Origin of the sequence: Vibrio sp. (assembly GCF_048266485.1) — a bacterium.
GTDB lineage: Bacteria > Pseudomonadota > Gammaproteobacteria > Enterobacterales > Vibrionaceae > Vibrio.
The window spans coordinates 64,328-89,502 of record NZ_JBLWZK010000012.1; the positions used below are offsets into that span (position 1 = coordinate 64,328).

Consider the following 25,175-nt stretch of genomic DNA (forward strand, 5'->3'; position numbering starts at 1 on the left):
GAAAATTGCTAACTATTTGTAGTGCTTGTGGTCAAGTGATGTTGTTTTACTGTTAATTCTGCATTTGATTGTTTATGTCACAAGTTTTTATTTGTACTTTAGTAAACTGGTCTCTTTAGTTGGATGTTTAAAAAGCTTTGTATACAATCAGAGGTCTGACCACATGATTTTTCTTTACGGTTAAGCAATTCATTTCGTAAAGACATGGACATTAAAAAGGAAAGAATATGACTCATCAGGAAGTAAAAACTCGCAATGGTGACCGAATCGCTATTGTTTCCGGTCTTCGAACCCCATTTGCTCGTCAAGGCACTGCTTTCAAAGAAGTCCCCGCGGTAGATCTTGGTAAAATGGTGGTGAGTGAATTACTTGCTCGTACTCAAATTGACCCTAAACTGGTCGATCAAGTGGTATTTGGTCAAGTCGTTCAAATGCCGGCTGCGCCAAATATCGCTCGAGAAATTGTGCTTGGCACTGGCATGAACGTCTCAACGGATGCTTACAGTGTTACGCGTGCTTGTGCGACTAGTTTTCAATCTGCAATTAATGTCGCGGAAAGTATTATGGCAGGCAATATTGAGATTGGGATTGCTGGTGGAGCAGATTCGTCTTCCGTTCTTCCGATTGGTGTGTCCAAATCACTTGCTCAAGGATTATTAGAAATCAGCAAAGCCAAAACACTACCTCAGAAATTATCGATTTTACGTAAATTATCTTTCAAAGATCTCATGCCAGTTCCACCTGCCGTTGCCGAGTATTCGACTGGATTATCCATGGGACAAACGGCCGAGCAAATGGCTAAGTCTTACCAAATTGCCCGAGAAGATCAAGACGCGTTAGCGCACCGTTCTCATACTCTAGCTACGCAAGCGTGGGAAGATGGTTTCATTCAAGATGAAGTAATGACGGCTTATCCTGAACCTTATAAAGAGTGGATTCATCAGGATAACAATATTCGGAAAAATTCACAGGTTGAGCAATATGCCAAACTTCGCCCAGCCTTTGACCGTAATTTTGGTAGTGTGACCGCCGCAACCAGTACACCGTTAACCGATGGTGCTGCGGCAGTATTGATGATGAGCGAAAGTAAAGCGAAAGAACTCGGCTTAGAAGTGCTTGGTTATATTCGTTCTTATGCTTTCTCAGCGATTCAAGTAGAAGAAGACATGTTAATGGGGCCATCTTATGCCACCCCAATTGCGCTTGATAGAGCGGGGATCGAGCTCGATGATCTTGACTTGATCGAGATGCATGAAGCCTTCGCAGCTCAAACCCTTGCCAATGTGAAAATGTTTGCTTCAGAAACCTTCGCCAAAGAAAAGCTTGGTCGAGATAAAGCAATCGGCGTGATTGATATGGAGAAGTTTAATGTGCTAGGCGGTTCATTAGCTTATGGTCACCCATTTGCTGCGACTGGCGCTCGCTTAATGACTCAAACCTTACGTGAGTTAAAACGTCGTGGCGGAGGGCTTGCATTAACTACCGCATGTGCGGCCGGCGGATTAGGGGCAGCTGTCATTCTAGAAGTTGATAAATTAGAAGTAGATAAAGATGAAGCACAAATGGAAGGAGCGGAATAATGACAATGGATAATCAACTTTCAGCAGAGCATGCTTCGACCAATAATGCGTTTACCTTAACCGTGGATGATAACCAAGTCGCTTGGCTTTCGGTGGATGTACCGAATGAAAAAATGAATACGTTGCAGGCAGAATTTGCTGAACAAATGCAGGCGATTTTTGATCAATTAGAGCAAAAGAAATCAGATATTAAGGGCATGATTATTCACTCCTTAAAACCGGATAACTTTATTGCTGGTGCCGATGTTCGCATGTTGGATGCTTGTCAATCTGCGCAAGAAGCAGAAAGCTTAGCCACTCAAGGCCAAGAGATGTTTAATCGTCTTTCATCACTACCTTTTACCGTTGTGGCGGCGATTCATGGTCCTTGTTTAGGGGGCGGTTTAGAGTTAGCACTTGCTTGTGACTACCGTGTTTGTAGTGATAGTGATGCAACGCGTTTAGGTTTACCTGAAGTTCAATTAGGTTTGTTACCGGGATCGGGCGGTACTCAACGTTTACCTCGTCTTGTGGGTTTGCTTGATAGCCTAGATATGATTTTAACTGGCAAGCAACTGCGTGCGAAGAAAGCATTAAAATTAGGCTTAGTGGACGCTTGTGTACCGCAATCTATCTTGTTGCAAGCTGCTCAACAGTTTATTAGTAAATCAAAGCGTAAAGCTAAGAAAGATATCAAAGAATCATTAATGGCCAATACGGGGTTTGGTCGTAAAGTGATTTTTGAACAAGCCGCGAAAAAAGCCAATCAAAAGAGCCGTGGCAACTACCCGGCGATTAAGGCTATTTTACAAGTGATTCAATATGGTCTTGAGAAAGGCATTAAAGAAGGACTCGCTAAAGAAGCTCAAGAGTTTGGTCAGTTGGTCATGACTTCTGAATCTCGTGCTTTACGTTCGATTTTCTTTGCTACTACTGAAATGAAAAAAGACTTTGGTAGTTCTGCACAACCTAAAAATATTCAAGGTGTTGGCGTTCTTGGCGGTGGCTTGATGGGCGCAGGCATTGGTTATGTTTCGGCTACTAAAGCAAATGTGCCAGTACGCTTTAAAGATGTATCGAATGATAGCGTATTACATGCTATGAACTACAGCTATAATCTGTTAACCAAGTTGCTTAAACGTCGCGTCATTAGCAAAACCCAGCTACAAAAGAAGATGCAGTCAATTTCTGGTGGTACGGACTTTACCGGTTTTAGCCAAAAAGATATGGTTATCGAGGCAGTGTTTGAAGATTTATCACTAAAACAAAGCATGGTACGTGATATTGAAGCTCAGGCTAAAAAAGGCGTTATCTTTGCTACCAATACCTCATCATTACCCATTAGTAAAATTGCTCAAGGTGCAGCAAAACCTGAGAATGTGATTGGTCTGCATTACTTTAGTCCAGTAGATAAAATGCCATTAGTGGAAGTGATCCCCCATCAAGGGACTTCTGAGGAAGTGATTGCCACCACAGTGAAATTTGCTCGTAAGCAAGGTAAAACGCCGATCGTGGTTAAAGATAAAGCGGGTTTCTATGTGAACCGTATTTTGGCACCTTATATGAATGAAGCGGCAAAAATTCTTCTGTCTGGTGAGCCGATTGAACATATTGACGAGTCATTACTCAACTTTGGTTTCCCGGTTGGGCCAATTGCGCTGCTAGATGAAGTTGGCGTTGATATTGGGGCTAAAATCACGCCAATTCTCGTTGAAGAACTAGGCGAGCGTTTTAAAGCGCCAGATGTGTTTGATACCTTGCTAAAAGATGGCCGTAAAGGGCGTAAGAGCGGCAAAGGTTTCTACACTTATAAAGGTAAGAAGAAAGAAGTCGATAAATCGGTTTATCGCTTACTCAACCTGACGCCTGAGTCGATTCTTAATGAAGAAGTGGTCGCGATGCGCTGTGTGCTTCTAATGATCAATGAAGCGGTTCGAGCATTAGATGATGGCATTATTGCTAGCCCGAGAGATGGGGATATTGGTGCCATTTTGGGTATTGGTTTCCCACCATTCTTAGGTGGCCCGTTCCGTTATATTGATCAAATCGGTGCAGTGAAATTAGTCGATATCATGAACGAGTATGCTGAGAAATACGGCAGTCGTTTTGCTCCGTGTGATGGATTGTTAACTCGCGCTGGAACTGGAGATAAGTTCTACCCATAAGCCTATATTTGAACGGTGATAATAAACAAAAAGCTTTGCATGTTGAGTGCAAAGCTTTTTTACTATTTCGTGGCTCGTGGCTCGTGGCTCGTGGCTCGTGGCTCGTGGCTCGTGGCTTAACCTAGATCGACATCTTTTGGTCGCAATTGAAACTCATCGATAGAACCAATTTCTAAGCCCGCCTCTAAATCGGGTGCATCAGCATGTTCGGTGCCTTTTGAATGCATGATTAAGCGGTTGGCGGTTCTTGGTTTTAAAGTATTGACGACAAAGCGGATCATTTCACTTCGGTCTAATTTCAAGATTTCTTCAACTACCGTTTCTCGGTTATTAAATTCATAATCTTTGTTACCTATCGCCACCCATAAACGTTGGCCTCGTGCACGTAGATTACTGTCTGGCGACATGATTTGATTGAGTAAACCTTGTTTACTGTTTTGCCATTGTTGTTCGTTCAACTCTAATAACACCATATAAAAAGCATTTAAGAATTCATCGACTGAGGCGACTAACTCACTCGGTGCAGCATTGGGTGACTGTACATACAGAGCCAAACCGGGATGACGATTGAGTGGCATATTACCTGTGCCCACCATATAGCCGAGTTGTTGCTTAGTGCGAATTTCATGGAAGAATCCGGCAGACATTAAATGGTTGGCGAGCGTATAAAGCGCAACATTTTCAGGCGAGATTTCTGGTGATTGGTAATACACCACCAAAGCTGAATCTGCTTGATCACAATGAATTTCTCGTTGGAAGGTTCCGCTATCACCTAACATCACTAATGGTCGCAGAGACTCCTCGTATTGTTGATCTTTCATATGCAAGGCTGACTTCAAGCTGGTGGCCAAATTTGTTGCCGCTTGCCTTGTCCAATCGCCATAGACAAACATTTCAATATGCAACTCAGCCAACATCGCACTGACAAAAGAAGGCAGTTCATCGACTTCAATTGATTCCAATGCTTCAATCAGTACTGGATAGGGTGGATTGTTTGGTTGCAAAATGCCGGTCATCGCATTAAATAGCTGAGAAACAGGGCGATCTTTCGCGGTATTTTTCCAGTTACGCAGCATTTGTCGTTTAATCGAATCAAAACGTGATTGGCTAAATTCGCGTGAGGCAAAGCGCTCAATAATCACATCCAGCAATTGAGCTTGTTTTTGCGTAAAGCCAGACAACATCAATGTCACGCCGCCTTGGTGGGCATAGAGGTTGTAACTCATACCCGCAATTTCAGCTTGGTAGGTTTCTTTGGCTAGAGAGTCGAGGAACATCTCAACACACAAGCGAGTTTTGACTATGGTTCGTGCTGTTGAAACCGCATGTGGGCTATCAATGGCGATAAAAGCTAGCCCTTTTGGTACACGAAACTCTGGCTCTTGTAGATGCCACAAACGAAAGCCCGGTTTATCTTCAATAAGCTCGGGTAGGGCTGATTCACTTTCTAGTGGTGCAGGGTCAAGCTCATAACAAATGTAGGGATTGGGCTCAGGAAGTTTAAGCTCACCGGTGATCTCAGGTTGTGTCCAAGCATTAAGCTCATGTTGAGCAATTGAGCGAATCGAATAAGGCGTGTTGTACCATTTCGCTTGGCGGTCGTATTGCAAACCCTTTGCGATCAACATAACGCGCATATTGTACGGGGTAAAATGGCGTAATAGTTGGCGTAGATGATCTTCATCGTAATGGCTCATCATGTAGTCGCCATAGATCACATCATCAGGTTGGTAGTTTTGTAAATTGATGACCAGGTGACTGGCAATATCAATAGGGCGCGATGCTTCTTGGAAACGGAAGGCCGATTCTAGTACCGCTTGTTTTTCGCTATAGCGCCATTCAGCAAGTCCTTGTTGGCGAATTAACTCAATAAATTCAAAGAGACGTTGAATAATATATTCAATTTCAGTTAACCCTTGTTTGGTGAGGCTGCAACTGATCGAAAACTCTCGAAAATTACTGCCACTAATACCACCACCGGCCGTTAGCGAGGTAATCAGTTCTGTAGTTTTAAGGTGTTGAAGTAGGCTACCTTCGCTTTCATCTCCAAGTAGATGGGCAAAATACGATAAAGGCTTAGATTGATAGAACTTGTCCATACTTGGAAAGTTAAACGTCATCATTAATTTACGAGAGTCTTTTTCTGGCTCGACACAAACAAACTTAGCAGCATCTTGTTCGCGAACCAGTGGGATATTTATGTTTTTGCCTGCGCGTTGGTTGTTAATGATAGGAGCAAAGTAGTTGTGAGCCGCTTCTTCTAATTGATCGAGAGAATGAGGGCCAACTAAAGTGACGGTCATTAAGTCCGCCGAGTATTGCTGGCGGTAAAAGTCGATAATTTCATCGCGAATGGAGGTCGTTGGTTCACCGTTCTCATCAAATAAATCACTCAGTGTTTCGACATTACCGACTGAAAACTTAGCGAATGGATGTTCAGGGTTTACCACTTCTTTATGCACTTGGTATAAGCGTCTCATGTCGTCTTTAAGTTTTAAGCGAAACTCGGATTCGACGGCTTGACGTTCTTTTTCTAAGGCTTCTTGATTGAAAAGAGGGGCGATAAAAAACTGACTGAAGCGATCGAGTGCTTCTGGGTAGGCTTCGGGAACCACATCAAAAAAGAAACAAGTGTGCTCAGTGCCTGTCCATGCGTTATTTTTGCCACCGTTTTGATTGATAAAGGATTGAAACTCACCAATGGCGGGGTACTTTTCTGTCCCTAGAAACAGCATGTGTTCTAAATAATGGGCTAAACCTTCACGATGGAAAGGATCATCGAAGTGGCCAACATTAACGGCGAGAGCAGCTGCGGATTTTTGCGAATGCTCATCATGGACGAGCAAGACGCGCAATTGGTTGTTGAGTGTAATATGACGATATTGTTTTTGATCGTTTGGACTGATGTGCACGATACACTCCTTGAGATGAGCCGTTTAGAGCACTAATAACGATGAACCGTTAGAAGACTTAGTGCGTGAAACTGCAACTTTGATAGATGATTTTGAGTATAGAAAATTTAATAACGCTATTAAGCTCTTAATTCTAATATCAAGTATGACGCCTAGCCGTTTGGCTGCAAACGATTTATGCGAGTTATTAAGATGAAATCAAATAATAGTCTCGATTATTGTGGTCAAGTGACCATTTCTACAATTTTTTCGTCTTAACATTACGATTTTAGATAACATCTACCTTGGAGTTGTTATACTAAAGTCTACCTAGTTCGATCAATATTTAAGCTGTTATGTAGGATTGAGTATGCAAATTTTTATTATGCGCCACGGTGATGCGGAAACCTTTGCGGCATCGGATGCTGAGCGTCCATTGAGTTCAATGGGGCGAGATGGCTCTTATCAAATGGCGCAGTATTGCAAGGAGCAGGGTCATGATGAATTTGATCTGGTGTTAGTTAGCCCATATTTACGCGCTCAACAAACATGGCAAACCATTGAGCCTTTATTGAAAGTTGAAAAGGTAGAAGATTGTGCGGATATTACGCCGTATGGGGATTCTGAATCCGTTGTAGAGTATGTGTGTGCTTTAGCGGAAACGCAATTCTTACAAAATATCTTGTTGGTTTCTCACTTACCTCTAGTCGGATATTTAACTGCAGATTTTGTCACTGACATTCCACCCCCAATGTTCCCTACTTCGGGTATGGCTTGTATTGATTTTGATATCGATACACGTAAAGGGAAGTTATTATGGCAAGCTCAGCCATAGTTGTAGTGAATGAATAGTTGTTGTAGTGAATTAACAACTTTAATCAAGGAGGCCAACGCGTCTCCTTTGTTATTTCTCCGGAATACTGAGCAATATTAATAACGCCCCATTGCCGCCAAACTCTAATGGTGCTTGATGATAAGCCATTACATCAGGATGTTGTGCCAACCATAGTGGGACTTTTTGTTTTAAGATGTGCTTGCCAATACCATGCATTACACTGGCACAGTCAATTCCTTCTTTCACACAGTGGGCGATCATCGCACCAAGTTCACGTTTGGCTTCCATTTGCGTCATGCCGTGTAAATCTAAAAACACATCAGGCACATACACACCACGGCGTAAGCGTTTCAACTCATATTTAGACACATCATCACGAGCGTAACGAGTGGGGCCATCTTCATTTAATAGCGGTACGAACTCGTCAGAAAAATAAAACTCATTATCTTTCGCTTCACGGAATGTTCGGCGAATTTCTTTTTGTTGTAAGTTCTTTTTCGGTTGTTGGATTATGGTATCCTGTGACAACTTTTTTACGCCCTTCATTTCTTGTTGAAATAGCGCAAAATCGTCATCAATATTGGTGTCTTTTTCGCTCATGACAGATCCTTTACAATAAGGGCGCTATTGTAACTTAGCTAAGATGTGAACGTCTAAAATATTTAGAATCGCAATCAAGCAACTTGGTTAAAATCCATGCGGAGGCACTCTTGGATAAAATTTTTATAGATGAAGCGGTATCAGAACTACATACCCTTCAAGACATGATTCGTTGGACAGTGAGTCGATTCAATGCGGCAGGACTGTTTTATGGTCATGGCACAGATAACTCTTGGGATGAGGCTGTGCAATTAATTCTTCCAACGTTATATTTGCCAATTGATGTTCCGCCGCATGTCCTGAACTCTCGTTTAATTACCAGCGAGCGAATGCGTATTGTTGAGCGTGTTATTCAGCGCATTAATGAACGCACACCAACCGCATACTTAACCAACAAAGCATGGTTTTGTGGTCTTGAGTTTTATGTGGATGAGCGCGTACTTGTGCCACGTTCGCCAATCGGTGAGCTTATTCAGCAGCAGTTCCAACCTTGGTTAACCGAAGAGCCAACGCGCATTATGGATCTGTGTACAGGTAGTGGTTGTATTGCGATTGCTTGTGCTTATGCTTTTGAAGATGCGGAAGTGGATGCAGTTGATATTTCACTTGATGCGTTAGAAGTGGCCGAGCAAAATATTCACGACCATGGCTTAGAGCAGCAAGTGTACCCACTGCGTTCGGATCTCTTTAATGATATTCCGCAAGACAAATATAACATTATCGTGACCAATCCGCCGTATGTTGACCAAGAAGATATGGACAGCCTACCGGAAGAATTTAAGCATGAGCCTGAATTAGGATTAGCAGCAGGTAGCGATGGTTTGAAACTGATGCGCCGTATTTTAGCCGATGCCCCAGACTACCTAACCGACAATGGTATTTTAATTTGTGAAGTGGGTAATTCAATGGTGCATGTGATGGAGCAATATCCACAAGTTCCGTTTACGTGGTTAGAGTTTGAAAATGGCGGTCATGGAGTATTTCTATTAACTCGTGAGCAGCTAGTTGAACATGCTAGTGAGTTTTCGATTTATAAAAAGTAGTCTTGATTAGCGATAAATGAACGTTGTAATGCCAACCTTTTTCCTGAGGTTGGCATTTTTATTGGGTGATTTCTGGCGAATGTGACGATTATTTTTAAAAATAGGGTTTACAAGTTTAAGGCTTGACGACACTATCTAAAGATATAGCAAATAAATGCAAAAGATTGATTAAGAGGAATTCATGGCAGGGAATAGTATTGGTCAGCACTTTCGAGTGACTACATTTGGCGAAAGCCACGGTAAAGCCTTAGGTTGTATTGTTGACGGTTGTCCTCCGGGATTACAAATTTCAGAAGAAGATTTACAAAAAGATCTCGATCGTCGTCGCCCAGGTACTTCACGTTATACCACCGCTCGTCGCGAACCTGATGAAGTGGAAATCCTTTCAGGCGTGTTTGAAGGACAAACTACCGGAACGTCTATCGGTTTGATGATTAAAAACACCGATCAGCGTTCTAAAGATTATTCTGAAATTATGGATAAATTTCGTCCCGGTCACGCTGACTATACCTACCATCAAAAATATGGCGTACGTGATTATCGTGGCGGCGGTCGTTCTTCTGCTCGTGAAACGGCGATGCGTGTTGCGGCAGGCGGTATTGCTAAAAAATATTTAAAGCAAGAGTTTGGTATTGAAGTTCGCGCTTATTTATCACAAATGGGTGATGTGACGATCGATAAAGTCGATTGGGATGAAATTGAAAATAACCCATTCTTCTGCCCAGATGTTGATAAAGTTGATGCGCTTGATGAATTAATCCGTGACTTGAAAAAGCAGGGTGACTCTATTGGGGCGAAACTTTCTGTCGTCGCAACCAATGTACCAGTAGGCCTAGGCGAGCCGATTTTTGACCGTTTAGATGCCGATATTGCACATGCTTTAATGGGTATTAATGCGGTTAAAGGCGTTGAGATTGGCGATGGCTTTGCAGTTGCCAACCAAAAAGGCAGTCAACACCGTGATGAAATGACGCCACAAGGTTTTAAATCGAACCATGCTGGTGGCATATTAGGTGGGATCTCTTCTGGGCAAGATATCGTTGCGAGCATCGCATTGAAGCCAACCTCAAGCATTACCGTACCGGGTGAAACCATTAATCGTCAAGGTGAATCGACTTCATTGATTACTAAAGGTCGCCACGACCCATGTGTTGGTATTCGTGCCGTCCCTATTGCTGAAGCTATGCTAGCGATTGTGTTGATGGATCATCTTTTAAGACATCGTGGTCAAAACCACGGAGTGGCCACAGAGACTCCGATTATTTAATAGGGCTAATTTTCTAAACTAATCCCTAGCGCCTCGAAATGTATATTTTTCGGGGCGTTTTTGTATGAAAAAGAAAACTGATCGATTCCCTATGATTACCTTTATTAAAGCCACTCTTGCCGTGATACTGGTCGGTAGTACGAGTCAAGGTGTTAGTGATTCACTTTATATTGCTTCTTCTTTTTCGGCTTTAATCGTTACACAAGGTGGCGTTATTGGTGCTTGGATAGAAGCCGATTACTGCCTTCTTTATATTTAATTATGATGGTTTAAAACCTTTTAAATAGTATGTATTAAGGTGTTTATTGCTCAATAAATGTTAGTGATGTCTCATTTAATAATGAACACAATGTAACTGGTTTAAAATTAGTGATTATTTCAAATTTGAAACTATAACTTATGTATGAGCAAGCTCTATACTTAGAACGATAAGGGGCTTATATGATAATGGATTATGTGAAACATTCAGTTCTTTCGCAATGCTGTCTTTTTGTTGGTGCGAAAAGTGAGAATATATTGTTATTAAGCAATAATACGAATTTAGAACATTTTGAAAAAGATACAGAAGTTGTTAGGCAAGGTAATAAAAATCGCGATATTGGTATTTTAGTTGATGGTGAATTAGAAGTTACTTATCGAACCCATCAAGATCAAGATATTCCAATAGCAAAAATAAAACCACTTGAATGGTTTGGTGAAAGTGGTTTTTCGACAAATAATAGTTTGGTATCAGCAAAGACAACAGAAAATTCAAGTGTTATCTTTATTCCAAAGTCAGTATTGTTTGACGCAATGGCTACAGATGGAGTCATCATGAATAATGTCATGATGTGTTTGTCCGATAGGGTTTTTGCAATTAGTCGTTTTGCATTAAGTCATATTGATAACAACACATTATCAAAAATAGGAAAGCAGATTTTAAATCAAATAGAGATGTTTTCTTCATATAAATCTTCTCCGGAGTGCATCGAACTTAGACTAACAAAAGCTCATCTTGCAGCCTTAATTGGTCAAACTCGTCAATCGATCATTCCTTACCTAAATAAATACAATGAATTAGACTTGCTGTCCTTTGGTTATGGGACAATAAAGATAAATAATGTTAACCGGCTAAGGGCTTATGTTGGTGAGATTTGTTAGAGAGGGTGATTTTCTAAAACCTTAGATTGAAATGTATATTTATTTACATTTTATCTGATTTTTATATTTTTATTGTCAACTTGTTTACTTTTATCTTTGTTTTTTATATCTATCCGTTTTTATTTTTTGGGGGGTTCTTTATCTGTGGTTGATAATCTAGTTATCAGCTTTTTATTATTAATATACACACGGAGTGGTGAATATATGCTTAGAAAGTTAGCTTATATAAGTGGAGTTTCGGTGTTGTTAGGGTTGCCTTTTTACACTATGTCAGAAGAAGCTAATAAGTCTGTTGGCGTGAAGTTAGATTATAACTTTGCTCATTCTAGTTGTGAAAGTGACAACTTAGATTGTGATGATCAGTCGTTAGGAGGTGGGATTTATTTCCGACACAATATTTATCAACCTTATTTTTATCAAATTGGTTTTGAATATTTAGGCCAATATGAAGCCATCTATCCTGCATTATCCAATCCGAGTGTAGGTGCGAAATATAAAGGCAATGTATTTGCTATTGGGGTATCAGCAGGGCGTATTTTTTCACTAACGGAAAACCAAAATATCGTTGCTCAAATAGGGGCAATGCCTTGGTATATCGATGTTGAAGGGGATGAACTTGGAAGTAAAGTTGATAATGATAATAAAGGGATTTCGCCTTTTGCTTCATTGGCCTACCAATATAATATGTCAAAAAGTAGTTATTTAGAGCTGGGTTACCAGTATGTGTATGGAGTTGGAGCTGATTCAACGGGTGGCGCGGATATTAATCAAGTATTTCTTGGATTAGGGTATCGTTTTGGAGCGTCGGAATCTGAAACCATCGTTCAGACGGTAACCGAAACCAAGTATGTCACCGTGACAGAAAACAGTATGACTCTGAATCTAGGAGAAAATAATTCTACTGTGTTGTTTGGTTTTGATTCTTCAACACTTAATCCTGATATGTATTCTTTACTTACTCCAATGGAAAATCGTTTGAATGATAATCCTGAAGCTTTGTTAACTATTGAAAGCCATACTGATAGCGTAGGTTCTGATGCTTATAATCAAAAATTATCACAACGACGTGGTGATGCATTAAAAGATTATTTTACCAATAAAGGTATTTCCGCTGATCGAATTACAGTGAACGCTTATGGCGAAACAAGGCCTCTTGTACCCAACACGTCGGCTGAGAATCGTGCGACAAACAGACGTGTAGTGCTATTTTCGCCGTCTTTTGAAAAACAAGATGTGGTGAATAAAAATACACAGAGTAGTGAGTCTTCTGTTCAAGGAGCTGAAAAATGATAAATTTAAAAAAATACATGAGCGCCTTATTTTCTCTTTTTTTCCTTTTAGTTTTAGCCGCATGTGGTAATGAAAGTAGTGGTTTACCATCTCAGGGTGGTGATGGTGAGCCGGTGGGCGATAGCGATGATGGCAGTATCGTGAGCCTAATGATTATGCCTGAAAACCCAAGTGTTGCGGCTGGTGAAGAGTTGCAATTAAGCGTTAAGGCGACTCAATCTGATGGTGAAGTTATTGACATTGATGCTTCTGAGGTCAGTTGGTTTTCAAGTGATCAGTCGATTGTTACCGTTAATAAAGATGGCGTGATGAAAGGTATAAAAGAAGGTACTGCTAAAGTGACCGCCGATTATCAAGGCCAAGAAACAATTGTGACGGTCACCATTTCTCCACCTACGCCCATAGGGTTGCAGGTATTGCCACAAGTGACTAGTGTAGCTAGTGGAGTGGTGATTAATTTTGTTGCTCAAGGGTTGTATTCTGATGGGAGTAACAAAAATGTTTCGCAACAAGCGACTTGGTCTAGTTCAAATGAATCGGCTGCTACTGTCAACTTAGGCGAAGTGACCACGATTGCACCAGCTGACGTTCAAATCAGTGCAGAGTGGGAAGGATTTTCTGGCAGTGCAGATCTAGAGGTAACAAATGCCACACTGTTATCACTGAATATTAGTCCTGCTAGTTTAAATTTAGCTAATGGTACCAGTGATAAATTAACCGCTACCGCTGTATTTGATGATGGTTCTAGTGTGGATGTTTCTGATCAAACTACTTGGACAACTAGCCCAGCAACTGGTATTGCCGACGTCGACTCGACGGGTTTGGTCACTGGGACTGGAGTGGGAAGTGCTGTCATTACAGGCGTTTATAACGCAACAACAAGCACTGCTAATGTGAATGTTACCAACGCAACTGTATCGAATATTAGTATTTCTCCTGCTACGGTGAGCTTAGCCAATGGATTGACTCAACAATTTACGGCAACCGCAAACTTTTCGGATGGGACGACACAAAATGTCACGAGCAGTGTAACTTGGTCAAGCTCTGCTCCTAATGTTGCCTCTATTGATGCTTTAGGCTTAGCTTCTGCTGCTATGACAGGAAGCACGGTTATTACTGCCGAATATGGTGCTCAAACCTCGACGTCTAACTTAACGGTAACCGATGCGACTATTTTATCTTTAGTCGTTGAGCCTGACTCACTTACTATCGCCAAAGGTGGTAAAGTGGCTATCACGGTTACAGCGAATTATTCGAACGGTTCTAGCCAAGATGTCACCTCGCTAGCAACAATTACAAGCGATGCCCCTGCAGTGACATCCATTAATGCTGATAATTCAATACAAGCGGTTGGTGTTGGCAGTGCGAATGTTACAGCGACATTCAATAGTAGCGAGTCTGCTCCTATTCCGGTCACGGTGACTGATGCAACGGTGAGCACATTAACAATTACCCCCGATCCGCTATCTTTAGCAAAAGGGACTCAGCAGCAATTAACGGCAACAGCGGAGTTCAGCGATGCTAGCTCACGTGATGTAACGAGTGAGGTCAGTTGGAGTACCGCGGATTCAGCCTTGGTGTCGGTCAGTTCATCAGGCTTAGCCAAAGGCGAAGGTGTTACCGCAGGAACTGATGTTACGGCAAGTTTCGGAGGGCAAAGTGATAACCTTAATGTTGTTATTACCAATGCAACTGTAGCTTCATTGGCAGTAACACCGAATCCATTAAGCCTTGCTAAAGGGGACACAGAACCACTTATAGTAACGGCAACGTTATCTGACAGCAGTGTTCAAGATGTCACCAGCCAAGTGTCTTGGGCTTCGGATGATCCTAATATTGTGAGGGTTAATTCTAACGATGAAGCAGAGGGGGTAGAGCAGGGATCGGCAATATTAACAGCCACTTATTCCGATCCGGTAGCTGCGGTTAATGTGGTATCACCAAATGTTAACGTGACCGTAGGTGCTGCACGGGCTGATAGACTGCGTCTTCAAGCCGTTGATAATTCTTTAAATATTCTAGGGTTGATTCGCTTGACTCTAACCCAAGGTGATGAGCTATTTAGAATACAATCAACCGCGTATTTTTCCGATGGTTCACAGCAAGTATTGGATCCGAATGAAGTGACTTTTAGTTCAAGCAATAATGAGCTAATCGATATTGATGCGAATGTAATCAGTCTTGCGAATGCAGATGTGATTGGCTCTGCGGTGATCACGGGTACTTACCAATCATTGGTGAGTGAAAATGAAATTAATGCGGATTGCTTAACTAAAGTAACGATATTGGGATTAATCGGTCTAGGCCTTGCGTGTGACATTGATGATACTCAACCTAACCCTGATTATGTAGCGCCATAGTTGATAACCTAATTTCTTTCAATCGAAAATCAAAGCCAGTAGGGGGCAGTTCATACCTGCTGGCTTTTTGTTTATTCAAAATATTTTATGGGTGAGAGGTTCTGATTAATGAACCGAACCTTCAACCTCGAGTTGGAATACAGGTAGGCGCCAATTGAAGCGAACCGAAGCCATCCGTAGTAAATAGCCTGAAACGAGGCTCACAATAATCGCTAGGTTTTCATCCACAGCATAATGTTGTAGTAATAAATACAACCCAGCAACAATCAGAGAAACAGAAGCATATAACTCTTGGTGTAATACCAATGGTACTTGTCGACAAATTAAATCACGTAGTAGTCCACCAAAGATACCAGTAACAATGGCGGCCACGATGCAAATACCAAAATGCAGCCCCATATTAAGGCCGACTTGGCAACCAATAATGCTAAATGCAGCAAGCCCTAGTGCATCTAAACGGATGAACACGCCTTTAAACTTGACCACCCATTTAGCCAACCAGGTGGTTAAGATCCCTGCCAAGCAAGTGATCAGCAAATATTCTGGATGCTTAACCCAAGTTAAAGGGTAGTGACCTAATAAAATGTCACGTACGCTACCGCCGCCGATTGCCGTGGCACTTGCCACTAACATCACGCCAAACCAATCCATGTTTTTACGACCTGCACTTAATGCGCCTGTCATGGCTTCTGCTGTAATACCAATAATAAAAATAATGCTTAATAACATGGCATTCTCATTGTTGTTAGGTTTGAAGTAAGGTCGTGATTGTATGCGCTCTATGACAGACTGACGAATGAGAATTATCGTGATTTTTGGGGTTAATTGATTAGAAAAAATAATGGTTTTACAATTTTGTTATCGCCTATAGATAGCTGCGTAACATTTGAGTCGTTAAGTTAGGTAGCGAGGCTTTACCTTATAGGAAAAAGTAAGGACAATAGATGGTGTGTTTTCTTTTATGTTGTCATAATTTCCAATGAGCGCTAATAACCATCAGAATAAGCATCGTCATACTCCAGAAGCGATTATTTCTATCTTTAATCAGACTTTTTACCCTTCTTATAACACCAAGTTGATTCGTGGAGATGATGAGCCTATTTACCTGCCGGCAGATGAAACAATAGATTACCACCGCATTATTTTTGCTCATGGCTTTTTTGCTTCAGCCATGCATGAGATTGCTCATTGGTGCGTAGCAGGGGCTGAACGTCGCTTATTAGAAGATTTTGGTTATTGGTATGAACCGGACGGCCGAACTGAAAGAGTGCAGGCTGAGTTTGAAAAAGTAGAGATACGTCCTCAAGCGTATGAATGGATATTATCAGCCAGTGCCGGTTTCCCATTTTCAGTGAGTTGTGACAATTTAAATGGTGATTTTGAGCCAGACCGTTTAGGGTTTATGACGAAAGTACATAACGAAGTGCTGCGAATTTTACAACAAGGATTACCGGTACGTGTTGCTATGTTATCGAATGCGTTACAATCGCATTATCAAACACTTCCGCTAACACCTGAGCAGTTTATAGTTAGATAAATAGTGATTTAATGAAAGAGTAGAGAGAAAGATGATTATAGAATTGGAAGAAAAACTTCTGGAAGCGATTGACCAAACTGTGGCAACGGCATCTGACGATGAATTGTTTGCAGGTGGTTATTTACGAGGACATATCTCTCTTTCTGCCGCTGGTTGTGAAGCAGAAGGTGTGCAAGATGTTGAGGTGTTTAAGCAACGTATTCAAAGTAGTTTAGATCAAGCTCGTAATGAGCTAACGCCAGCGGACCAAGTGATCGTAGCGGATATGTGGCAATCATTGGTTGTGAAAATGTAGTTGTTCTGATTTTTTGAACAAGTTGATATAGGAAGTTGTCTGGTAAGCGATGAGTAATATCGTAAAGTAATATCCATCGTAAACAACAACCAGTTTTGATAGGACTAATTATGAAAATTATCGCATTCGGTGCAAGTACAAGTTTTAATTCAATCAATAAAGCATTAGCGACTTATACTGCTAACCTTGTTGATGGTGCAGAAGTTGAAGTGTTAGATCTTAATGATTTCCCTGTGCCACTATTTAGTGAAGACACAGAGAAAGAACTTGGTCGCCCAGACGGTGCACAGTCTTATTTTGCAAAGTTAGAAAGTGCTGATGCCTTTGTGATTTCTTTGGCTGAACATAATGGTACTTATACTGCTGCTTATAAAAACTTGTTTGATTGGGCATCTCGAATTAATCAACAAATGTTTGCTCATAAGCCAGTTGTGTATCTTTCAACTAGCCCTGGCCCAGGTGGCGCACAAAGCGTTTTAGCCCAAGCGGTTGGTTCCGCCGATTTTTTCCACGCGGAAGTGAAAGCATCGGTTTCAGTACCAAGTTTTTATGATGTGTTTGATATGGAAAAAGGCGAAGTGACAGATGCTGACATTGCAAAGCAACTAGCGGATGCCGCGGCAAGCCTAAAAGCGTAATTCGCTTCTTTGAACAAACATATCCGAGGACGAAATATATTCAAAAACGGGATGAACTGTGATGGTTCATCCCGTTTTTATATTGTATGGCTTCTAGTTATTTGCCGAAGAGGCAAGTTCACTCTTCGGTGATCGGTCGACCTTTTAGCATTTTACGAACCCACATTCTTGCCGGATGAATTTTTTCTAATACTTCGAGCGGAAGAGGAAGTGGATCACCAGCTATTTGTGAAGCCAATACTTCGGCTAGTAATGGCGCAGAGCACAACCCACGCGCACCTAACCCTACCATACAAAATAGATTCGGATAATGTGGGATCTCTGGCATTAAATCGGGACGTTTCCGTAAGATTTGTGGGTCGAGTTTAGCGTAGCTTTCGATCACAGGTTCGAATTTAAACACGTTGCCAACAAAAGGTAGGTGGTCACGAGTGACGCTGCGAATACCTTGTCGAGAAAGGTTTTCACTAGTATCGACCTCATTCGGCCAGGATTGATTCGGTAAGCATTGCTTCAAACGCTCGCCGTTGCTGAGTTGCGCCATAGGATCAAATTCTTGGTCGATATTATTTCTATCATAACTTGCGCCAATACAATGATGACCGTTGTTTGGATTTTGCGGGGTCATATAGCCGTCATAACATAAGACGGTTTTGAGCTTACTCAGCGATTCCGTCGTTGGAATATGACTGACTTGACCCTTTACCGAGGTTGCTGCAATCGCTTTTAATTGTTCAAAGCGAGAAAACTGGTGGCCATTGGCGACCACAACGGCTTGGTGTTGGAAATTCTTCTGTGAGTGATGAAGTGTCCAAGTTTGATCTATTTCATTATAAGAAAGTGATTCAATTTGAGTATTAAAGCGAACATCAACGTTTGCTTGCTGGGAAAGCTCATAAATAATCGCTTGCGTGAGTTGCTGCGGACATAACCAGCCTCCAAGAGGATAGTGAATACTTTCTTGGTCGATATCTAAACCGATGATGTGTGCAGTTTGCTCTGTGGTTAGACTATGCAGCAATTCTTGTGGGTAATTATTGAGTAGCATTTTATCGAGCTTTTTCTTGGCTTTACCACTCCAAGCTAATTGAGTGACGCCACATAAGTCGTAATCAAATTCAAGTTGTTGAGCGGCTTGCTTAACCAATTGACGAGCAAACAAGAAAGCGGGCGCAAAGAAACGATTAAGCGGCGATTCTGGCTCTGCAATCAGTGGGTAAAGTGCACCTTGTCGATTACCTGATGCACCCAGCGCTGGCTTATCATCTGCACAATAAAGGCTGATACTATGACCTCGACGATATAAGGCTAATGCTAATGTAGCACTCGCTACTCCACCACCGATAATTGCGATAGGTTTCTGACGATCAAATTGCTTAACAGGGTAGCGTTGAAACCAAGGAGCAAAGGTGTTTTTAGATAACGACTGCTGTTTAGTTAATGACAGTTGTAATATGCCAGCAATCATTTCACGTTTAGTACCAAAGCCTTTGACTTTTTTCATGTCAAATCCTGCTTCAATTAGCCCACGACGCACAAACCCTGCCGCGGTAAAAGTGGCGCAAGTACCTTCATCTTTGGTCAAGCGTGCCATGTGTTGAAATAACGTATCATTCCACATGTCTTGGTTTTTACTGGGTGCAAAGCCATCTAAGAACCAAGCATCCACAAGACCGGCTTCGGTTTGCGCCAGTTTCGGCAAGCTGTTATGAATATCACCAAACCATAAATCTAACGTGATCATGCCATCGGCGAGTATTAAGCGATGACATTCAGGAACTGCGATAGGGTAGTACGCTTGCAATTGTTTTGCGTAGTCAGCTAGTTCTGGCCAAACGGCATGAGCCTTAATCAGATCATTTATATGCACCGGAAATTTTTCGAAACTAATAAAATGCAATTGAGTTAATGGTGAGTCAGGTTGGTTTTGTTTAAATGTTTCAAACTCTTTCCAAACGGCGAGAAAATTAAGCCCAGTACCAAATCCGGTTTCCGCAATCACAAAACGAGATTGTGAGGCTTGTTGCCAGCGCGTAGGTAGATGATTTTGCTGGATGAATACATAGCGGCTTTCTTCTAATCCATTGGCATTAGAGAAATAAACATCATCAAATTGGTGGGAAACGGGAGTGCCGGATTCATTCCAATCCAGTTGAGCATTTTTGATCACGCGGATATTACCTGTCATTTTGTGTCAATTAGGGGCTATTATATACCCAAGAGAGCTCAAAATGCAGAGTAGTTAGTATTCTACTGATATAAGCAATGAACTTCTGAGTTAAACTCAGCTTTCATCATGTCACGCTTTTCGTTAGCATGACGATCAGAATTAATATATCCAAGTTATTTGGGTACACACTTTGAATCGGTTCGATAATTGGTAAGTAATTTAACCGATAGTGAATAAAGTTTACTCTCGAGAGTTAGGGTATCAAGGAAAGCTGACCACTTATTTTGTTAAGTCAGTTATCATTAAGCGATTTTTGAATTATAGGAACGTCACATGAAACGAGCCGTCATCACTGGCCTAGGCATTGTATCTAGTATTGGTAATAACGTAGAAGAAGTTTTAGCCTCTTTAAAAATAGGTAAATCTGGCATCACAGGTTCAGAGCAATTTAAAGAAGCGGGTCTACGCTCTCAAGTTTGGGGTGAGTTAAAAATTAACCCAAGTGAGCATATCGATCGTAAACAAATGCGCTTTATGGGTGATACAGCATCATTCGCTTACCTGGCTATGCAACAAGCGATCGAAGACTCTAAACTAACAGAAGATCAAGTTTCAAATGACCGTACTGGTCTAGTGGCTGGCTCTGGTGGTATTTCTTCTCAAAACCAAGTGATTTCTGTAGATACTCTGCGTGAGAAGGGGGTTAAGCGTATTGGGCCATACATGGTTCCACGTACTATGGCATCATCGATCTCAGCGTGTCTTGCTACACCATTTAAAATTCGCGGTGTTAACTACAGCATCAGTTCTGCATGTGCGACATCAGCACACTGTATTGGTCACGCACTTGAGCTTATTCAATTAGGCAAACAAGATGTTGTGTTTGCTGGTGGGGGTGAAGAGCTTCATTGGTCATCTGCAATGATGTTTGATGCGATGGGCGCACTTTCCACTAAGTATAATGAAACACCAGAACGTGCTTCTCGTACTTATGATGCAGACCGTGATGGTTTTGTTATTTCTGGCGGCGGCGGTATGGTCGTTATCGAAGAACTAGAGCATGCACTTGCTCGTGGCGCAAAAATTTACGGTGAAATTGTAGGTTACGGCGCGACTTCTGATGGCTACGACATGGTAGCACCATCAGGTGAAGGCGCAGTACGTTGTATGAAGATGGCAATGCAAAATGTTGATGATATCGACTACGTAAATACGCACGGTACTTCAACACCAGTTGGTGATGTGAAAGAACTGGGTGCAATCCAAGAAGTATTTGGTAAAGACAGCGGCGGTAAATGCCCAGCGATTTCTGCAACCAAAGCAATGACGGGTCACGCACTAGGTGCGGCAGGCGTTCATGAAGCGATTTACTCAACATTAATGCTTGAGAATAACTTTATTGCACCAAGCATTAACGTAGAAACGTTAGATCCAGCAGCGGAAGGTCTAGATATCGTTACAGCACCGCGTGAGCAAGAGTTGAAGACAGTCATGTCAAACAGCTTTGGTTTCGGTGGTACTAACGCAACGCTAGTGATTAAAAAATACGAAGCTTAATTCTCTTCGTAATGGAAGCTGCAGCTTTGTCGGCGACGTTTATTCGCCCCAATCATTTAGGTTAGCTAAGTGATTAGGGACTTATTTACTTGTCTCCTCACTGCAACTCCAATTATTTTAAGAATAATTGCGACATTTAAAGTAAATAATCCTCGGCTTAGGTCGGGGATTTTTTTATCATTAAAGAAATTAGTTGTTCATGAGTGTAAAAATGAAAATAGTCATTGATGAGAATATGCCGTATGCCGAAGCCTTGTTTAGTCAACTAGGGGAAGTTGAGATGAAATCTGGGCGTAGTATAAACATGGATGATTTAATCGGGGTAGATGCATTAATGATTCGCTCTGTGACCAAAGTGAATGCTGCGTTATTAGCTAAAGCGGATCGTTTAAAGTTTGTCGGCACCGCGACTGCCGGCATGGATCATGTAGATCAAGAATTGCTAGCCGATAAAGGCATTACGTTCAGTGCGGCACCCGGTTGTAATAAAGTCGGGGTGGCGGAATATGTCATTAGCTCTTTATTGGTGATCGCTCAGCAACAAGGTTTTTCTGTATTCGATAAAACCGTGGGAATTATCGGTGCAGGTCAGGTGGGTAGTTATCTTGCACAATGTTTGCAAGCAATTGGCATTAAAGTACTACTCAATGACCCACCAAAACAAGCTCAAGGTGATGTGCGAGAGTTTGTTGATTTAGATACTTTACTCGAACAATCCGATGTTATTTCCCTTCATACACCGATTACTCAAACGGGGCAGTGGCCAACACATCATCTTCTTGGTGAGCTAGAATTAAACCAATTACGTGGCGATCAAATTTTAATTAATGCTGCTCGTGGTCCAGTGGTGGATAATCAAGCGTTAAAAATACGCTTGCAACAAGCGGATGGTTTTACTGCGGTTTTGGATGTGTTTGAACCAGAGCCGAATGTAGATTTAGAGCTGTTGCCTTTGCTGACTTTTGCTACCCCACACATTGCAGGCTACGGACTGGAAGGGAAAGCGCGTGGCACCACGATGATCTTTAATCGTTTTTGCGAGTTTCTGCGGTTAGATAATCGAGCCAATCCAGATGAGTTATTACCAATTGCTCCAGTGCCTATGGTGAATTTATCAGTGGGCTGGACAGTAGAGGGTAAGAAAAACCAAGCATTACTGCACAATTTAACTCAGTTGATTTATGATGTGCGCCATGATGATGCGGTTTTTCGTCGAGAGATTGCTCAAGCCGATCCAGCAAGACAGGCTCAAGCCTTTGATGCAATGAGAAAAGACTACTGGGATCGCCGCGAATACAGCGCGATAACGTTAGCTATGCATCAAGAATCGAACGTCGAACTGACGCCTTTTTATCATTTAGGGTTTAAGCGCGCTTAATGAGCGTATTAAGCCTTCAATATGCTCCATATTTAAATTGAGGTTTTCATGAGTCAAGAATTTAACGTTGCTATCTTTGGTGCAACTGGTGCCGTTGGTGAAGCTATGCTTGAAGTATTACAAGAGCGTAAGTTTCCAGTAGGTGATCTTTATTTGCTCGCCAGTGAGCGTAGTGAAGGGAAAACTTATCGTTTCAATGGTAAAACAATTCGCGTTCAAAATGTCGAAGACTTTGATTGGTCACAAGTGCATATCGCTTTATTTTCAGCCGGTGGTGAGTTATCAGCAAAATGGGCACCTATCGCCGCTGATGAAGGCGTTGTCGTAATTGATAACACTTCTGAGTTCCGCTATGAATTTGATGTGCCACTTGTTGTGCCGGAAGTGAACCCTGAAGCGATTGCGGAATTTAGAAACCGTAATATTATTGCCAACCCAAATTGCTCTACTATCCAAATGTTAGTGGCGTTAAAACCAATACATGATGCAGTTGGCATTGAGCGTATTAACGTTGCAACTTATCAGTCAGTGTCTGGTGCAGGTAAAAAAGGTATCGATGAATTGGCAGGCCAAACCGCTAAATTATTGAATGGTTTACCCGCTGAAAAAGATGCTTTTACTCAACAAATCGCGTTTAACTGTATCCCACAAATTGATGTGATGATGGAAAATGGCTATACCAAAGAAGAAATGAAAATGGTGTGGGAGACGCAAAAGATCTTTAATGATCCATCCATTCAAGTGAATCCAACTTGTGTTCGTGTACCTGTATTTTATGGTCATGCTGAATCTCTACATATTGAAACTCAAGCCCCTATTGATGCTGAGCAAGTGATGGATATGTTAGAACAAATGGAAGGTGTAGAAGTATTCCGCGGTATCGACTACCCAACTCAAGTTCGTGATGCTGGTGGTAAAGACACGGTAATGGTTGGACGTGTGCGTAATGATATTAGCCATCACAGTGGAATTAATATGTGGGTTGTTGCCGATAACGTACGTAAAGGAGCGGCAACCAACGCAGTACAAATTGCCGAAGTGCTGATTCGAGATTACTTCTAAGATTGATATTCAAGTAATATCAAGATACGACATTGAATTGAGCCCTATGCTGAGAAGTGTAGGGCTTTTTGGATATTGCTATCCATCATTTCTCCTTACTGCTCTCATTTGACCGTGAGATCATTTTATTCGATAAAAAAACAGTAAGAAATGAAGGATTTTTATCAGCAACACTACCCGAATGGGGTTATTATCTATATATTTAAATTTATTGATTAAACCTTTGGATTAGCCGAATTTTTATGCGCCGTACATTCAAACATTTCATCGCTCCCGTCATGCTACTTTTGGTAACCCAAATTTCGGTTGCTTGTGCTGATGACAGCAGAGTCACAATGGAGCCATCAAATCATGTACCTGCGCAGCCTATTTCGGATGTAGCGGCATTTGAACCGACGGAAGATATCGCATCAATTTATGGTCCGACTGGTGAAGATGAAACCCTATGGTCAATTGCTAAAGGCTACCGTCCTAGCAAGACTGTTTCGGTCGCCCAAACTGTATTAGCAACGTATAAGTTGAACCAGAACGCCTTTGAAGACCATAATATCCATGGCTTAATCCCTGGCAGTGTATTACGTTTACCGACACTTGAAGTGATAGAAAAAGAGTCAACTCAAGATGCCGTCGATATTATTCAACGTGATAAATTGCGACCAGTTCCATCACAAGTGGATGAATCCATTCAACCCCCTAAACCGGCAACATTAGCTGACTACCCATCAACACAACCTTCTCCAGGTTTATCTAATAGCGATAACGCGAAAACGTTGAATGAAAATTTGAATGGGAAACAGCAAGCAATTTCTGATGAACAATCAGAATTGGTTGCTCCAGTTAATGCTCAAACGACAATTAAATCTCAACAGAGTACTGAGTCACAACAGACGACTCACTCACAACAAACATTGGATATTCAAACAGATGCAGAGCAGGTTGAACTGACTCAAGTTGAAGCGATGAATGACCGCCTCACTTCAGAGTTAGGTAAAATACAGCAGCAACTCAATGAACTGAAAATCTCATTGAAAGCAGATGAGCAAAATCGTCTGCAAATTAATGAAGCAGACGCACAATCCACGTCTATTGATACTCCTCAAACATTTATACGTATAGCCAATCAGTATCCGTGGTTGTGGTTTATTATTTTATTACCACTTGTGTTAATTCTATTTATTATTCGTCTATTGTTTACTCGCCGGCCTAAGCGTAGCGAGGAATTAGATCGTCTAGTCGCACCTCAAGAAAAAATTGAACCAGTAAAGTTAGTGGTTGACACTGCACCCATACAACCACAAGTTTCCTCAGAAACAGAAACAGAAACAGAAACAGAAACAGAAACAGAAACAGAAACAGAAACAGAAACAGAAACAGAAACAGAAACAGAA

The 25,175-nt window shown here is 41.6% G+C and carries 20 protein-coding genes; 16 read left to right on the plus strand and 4 right to left on the minus strand.

Going from position 1 to position 25,175, the window contains the following annotated elements; genetic code table 11:
• The first annotated feature begins 227 nt into the window (after positions 1-227).
• Entirely contained in the window at positions 228-1,580 is a 1,353-nt protein-coding gene (fadI, locus tag ACN0T8_RS13110) for an acetyl-CoA C-acyltransferase FadI (protein WP_417881069.1), read from the plus strand.
• Complete coding sequence (fadJ, locus tag ACN0T8_RS13115) at positions 1,580-3,724, plus strand: fatty acid oxidation complex subunit alpha FadJ (RefSeq protein ID WP_417881070.1); 2,145 nt, start codon at positions 1,580-1,582, stop codon at positions 3,722-3,724. The genes fadI and fadJ overlap by 1 nt, the downstream gene beginning before the upstream one ends.
• Positions 3,725-3,840: 116 nt before the next feature.
• On the opposite strand, the gene ACN0T8_RS13120 is transcribed toward fadJ, so the two are convergent.
• Positions 3,841-6,636 carry an insulinase family protein gene (locus tag ACN0T8_RS13120; protein ID WP_417881071.1) on the minus strand — a complete coding sequence of 932 codons (2,796 nt, stop codon included), beginning with the start codon at positions 6,634-6,636 and terminating at the stop codon, positions 3,841-3,843.
• A gap of 349 nt (positions 6,637-6,985) precedes the next feature.
• Between ACN0T8_RS13120 and sixA the strand changes: the two genes are divergently transcribed.
• Positions 6,986-7,450 (plus strand): phosphohistidine phosphatase SixA, encoded by a 465-nt coding sequence (gene sixA, locus ACN0T8_RS13125; protein ID WP_417881072.1) that lies wholly within the window; start codon positions 6,986-6,988, stop codon positions 7,448-7,450.
• A 69-nt stretch (positions 7,451-7,519) separates the two neighbouring features.
• On the opposite strand, the gene smrB is transcribed toward sixA, so the two are convergent.
• Positions 7,520-8,050, minus strand: coding sequence for an endonuclease SmrB (gene smrB / locus ACN0T8_RS13130; protein WP_417881073.1), 531 nt, complete (start codon positions 8,048-8,050; stop codon positions 7,520-7,522).
• A 110-nt stretch (positions 8,051-8,160) separates the two neighbouring features.
• Here smrB and prmB point away from each other — a divergent pair, with 110 nt between their 5' ends.
• The 6 genes from prmB to ACN0T8_RS13160 all read left to right on the plus strand — a co-directional run bounded on the left by prmB (position 8,161) and on the right by ACN0T8_RS13160 (position 15,150).
• Positions 8,161-9,093: a 50S ribosomal protein L3 N(5)-glutamine methyltransferase gene (gene prmB, locus ACN0T8_RS13135; protein ID WP_417881074.1), complete on the plus strand. Its 933-nt coding sequence runs from the start codon at positions 8,161-8,163 to the stop codon at positions 9,091-9,093.
• Between the two features lie 181 nt (positions 9,094-9,274).
• Positions 9,275-10,360 carry a chorismate synthase gene (aroC, locus tag ACN0T8_RS13140; protein WP_417881075.1) on the plus strand — a complete coding sequence of 362 codons (1,086 nt, stop codon included), beginning with the start codon at positions 9,275-9,277 and terminating at the stop codon, positions 10,358-10,360.
• Between the two features lie 64 nt (positions 10,361-10,424).
• Positions 10,425-10,619, plus strand: a complete 195-nt coding sequence (locus tag ACN0T8_RS13145) for a hypothetical protein (protein WP_417881076.1) — start codon at positions 10,425-10,427, stop codon at positions 10,617-10,619.
• Positions 10,620-10,801: 182 nt separating this feature from the next.
• The gene (locus ACN0T8_RS13150; protein WP_417881077.1) at positions 10,802-11,500 is read left to right on the plus strand and encodes a Crp/Fnr family transcriptional regulator; all 699 of its coding nucleotides are present in this window, start codon (positions 10,802-10,804) and stop codon (positions 11,498-11,500) included.
• A 204-nt stretch (positions 11,501-11,704) separates the two neighbouring features.
• On the plus strand, positions 11,705-12,790 hold the full coding sequence (locus ACN0T8_RS13155; RefSeq protein WP_417881078.1) for an OmpA family protein: 1,086 nt from the start codon (positions 11,705-11,707) through the stop codon (positions 12,788-12,790).
• Entirely contained in the window at positions 12,787-15,150 is a 2,364-nt protein-coding gene (locus ACN0T8_RS13160) for an Ig-like domain-containing protein (RefSeq protein ID WP_417881079.1), read from the plus strand. The genes ACN0T8_RS13155 and ACN0T8_RS13160 overlap by 4 nt, the downstream gene beginning before the upstream one ends.
• Positions 15,151-15,255: 105 nt before the next feature.
• Here ACN0T8_RS13160 and ACN0T8_RS13165 read toward each other — a convergent pair whose 3' ends face one another.
• The gene (locus ACN0T8_RS13165) at positions 15,256-15,879 is read right to left on the minus strand and encodes a trimeric intracellular cation channel family protein (protein ID WP_417881080.1); all 624 of its coding nucleotides are present in this window, start codon (positions 15,877-15,879) and stop codon (positions 15,256-15,258) included.
• 250 nt (positions 15,880-16,129) lie between these two features.
• On the opposite strand from ACN0T8_RS13165, the gene ACN0T8_RS13170 reads away from it, so the two are divergent.
• From ACN0T8_RS13170 to ACN0T8_RS13180, 3 genes are all read left to right on the plus strand, one after another.
• On the plus strand, positions 16,130-16,687 hold the full coding sequence (locus ACN0T8_RS13170) for an elongation factor P hydroxylase (protein WP_417881081.1): 558 nt from the start codon (positions 16,130-16,132) through the stop codon (positions 16,685-16,687).
• 31 nt (positions 16,688-16,718) lie between these two features.
• A complete protein-coding gene (locus ACN0T8_RS13175) occupies positions 16,719-16,982 on the plus strand; it encodes a YfcL family protein (protein WP_417881082.1) in 264 nt (87 codons plus the stop codon).
• A gap of 110 nt (positions 16,983-17,092) precedes the next feature.
• Complete coding sequence (locus ACN0T8_RS13180) at positions 17,093-17,620, plus strand: NADPH-dependent FMN reductase (protein ID WP_417881083.1); 528 nt, start codon at positions 17,093-17,095, stop codon at positions 17,618-17,620.
• Between the two features lie 118 nt (positions 17,621-17,738).
• Here the strand turns inward: ACN0T8_RS13180 and mnmC are convergent, their stop codons facing one another.
• Positions 17,739-19,808: a bifunctional tRNA (5-methylaminomethyl-2-thiouridine)(34)-methyltransferase MnmD/FAD-dependent 5-carboxymethylaminomethyl-2-thiouridine(34) oxidoreductase MnmC gene (mnmC, locus tag ACN0T8_RS13185; protein WP_417881084.1), complete on the minus strand. Its 2,070-nt coding sequence runs from the start codon at positions 19,806-19,808 to the stop codon at positions 17,739-17,741.
• 315 nt (positions 19,809-20,123) lie between these two features.
• Here mnmC and fabB point away from each other — a divergent pair, with 315 nt between their 5' ends.
• The 4 genes from fabB to ACN0T8_RS13205 all read left to right on the plus strand — a co-directional run.
• Positions 20,124-21,347, plus strand: coding sequence for a beta-ketoacyl-ACP synthase I (gene fabB / locus ACN0T8_RS13190; protein ID WP_417881085.1), 1,224 nt, complete (start codon positions 20,124-20,126; stop codon positions 21,345-21,347).
• Positions 21,348-21,558: 211 nt separating this feature from the next.
• A complete protein-coding gene (locus ACN0T8_RS13195; RefSeq protein ID WP_417881086.1) occupies positions 21,559-22,725 on the plus strand; it encodes a 4-phosphoerythronate dehydrogenase in 1,167 nt (388 codons plus the stop codon).
• 48 nt (positions 22,726-22,773) lie between these two features.
• Positions 22,774-23,787, plus strand: a complete 1,014-nt coding sequence (locus tag ACN0T8_RS13200; RefSeq protein WP_417881087.1) for an aspartate-semialdehyde dehydrogenase — start codon at positions 22,774-22,776, stop codon at positions 23,785-23,787.
• A gap of 242 nt (positions 23,788-24,029) precedes the next feature.
• A partial coding sequence (locus ACN0T8_RS13205) for a FimV/HubP family polar landmark protein (protein WP_417881088.1) occupies positions 24,030-25,175 on the plus strand: 1,146 nt, incomplete at its 3' end.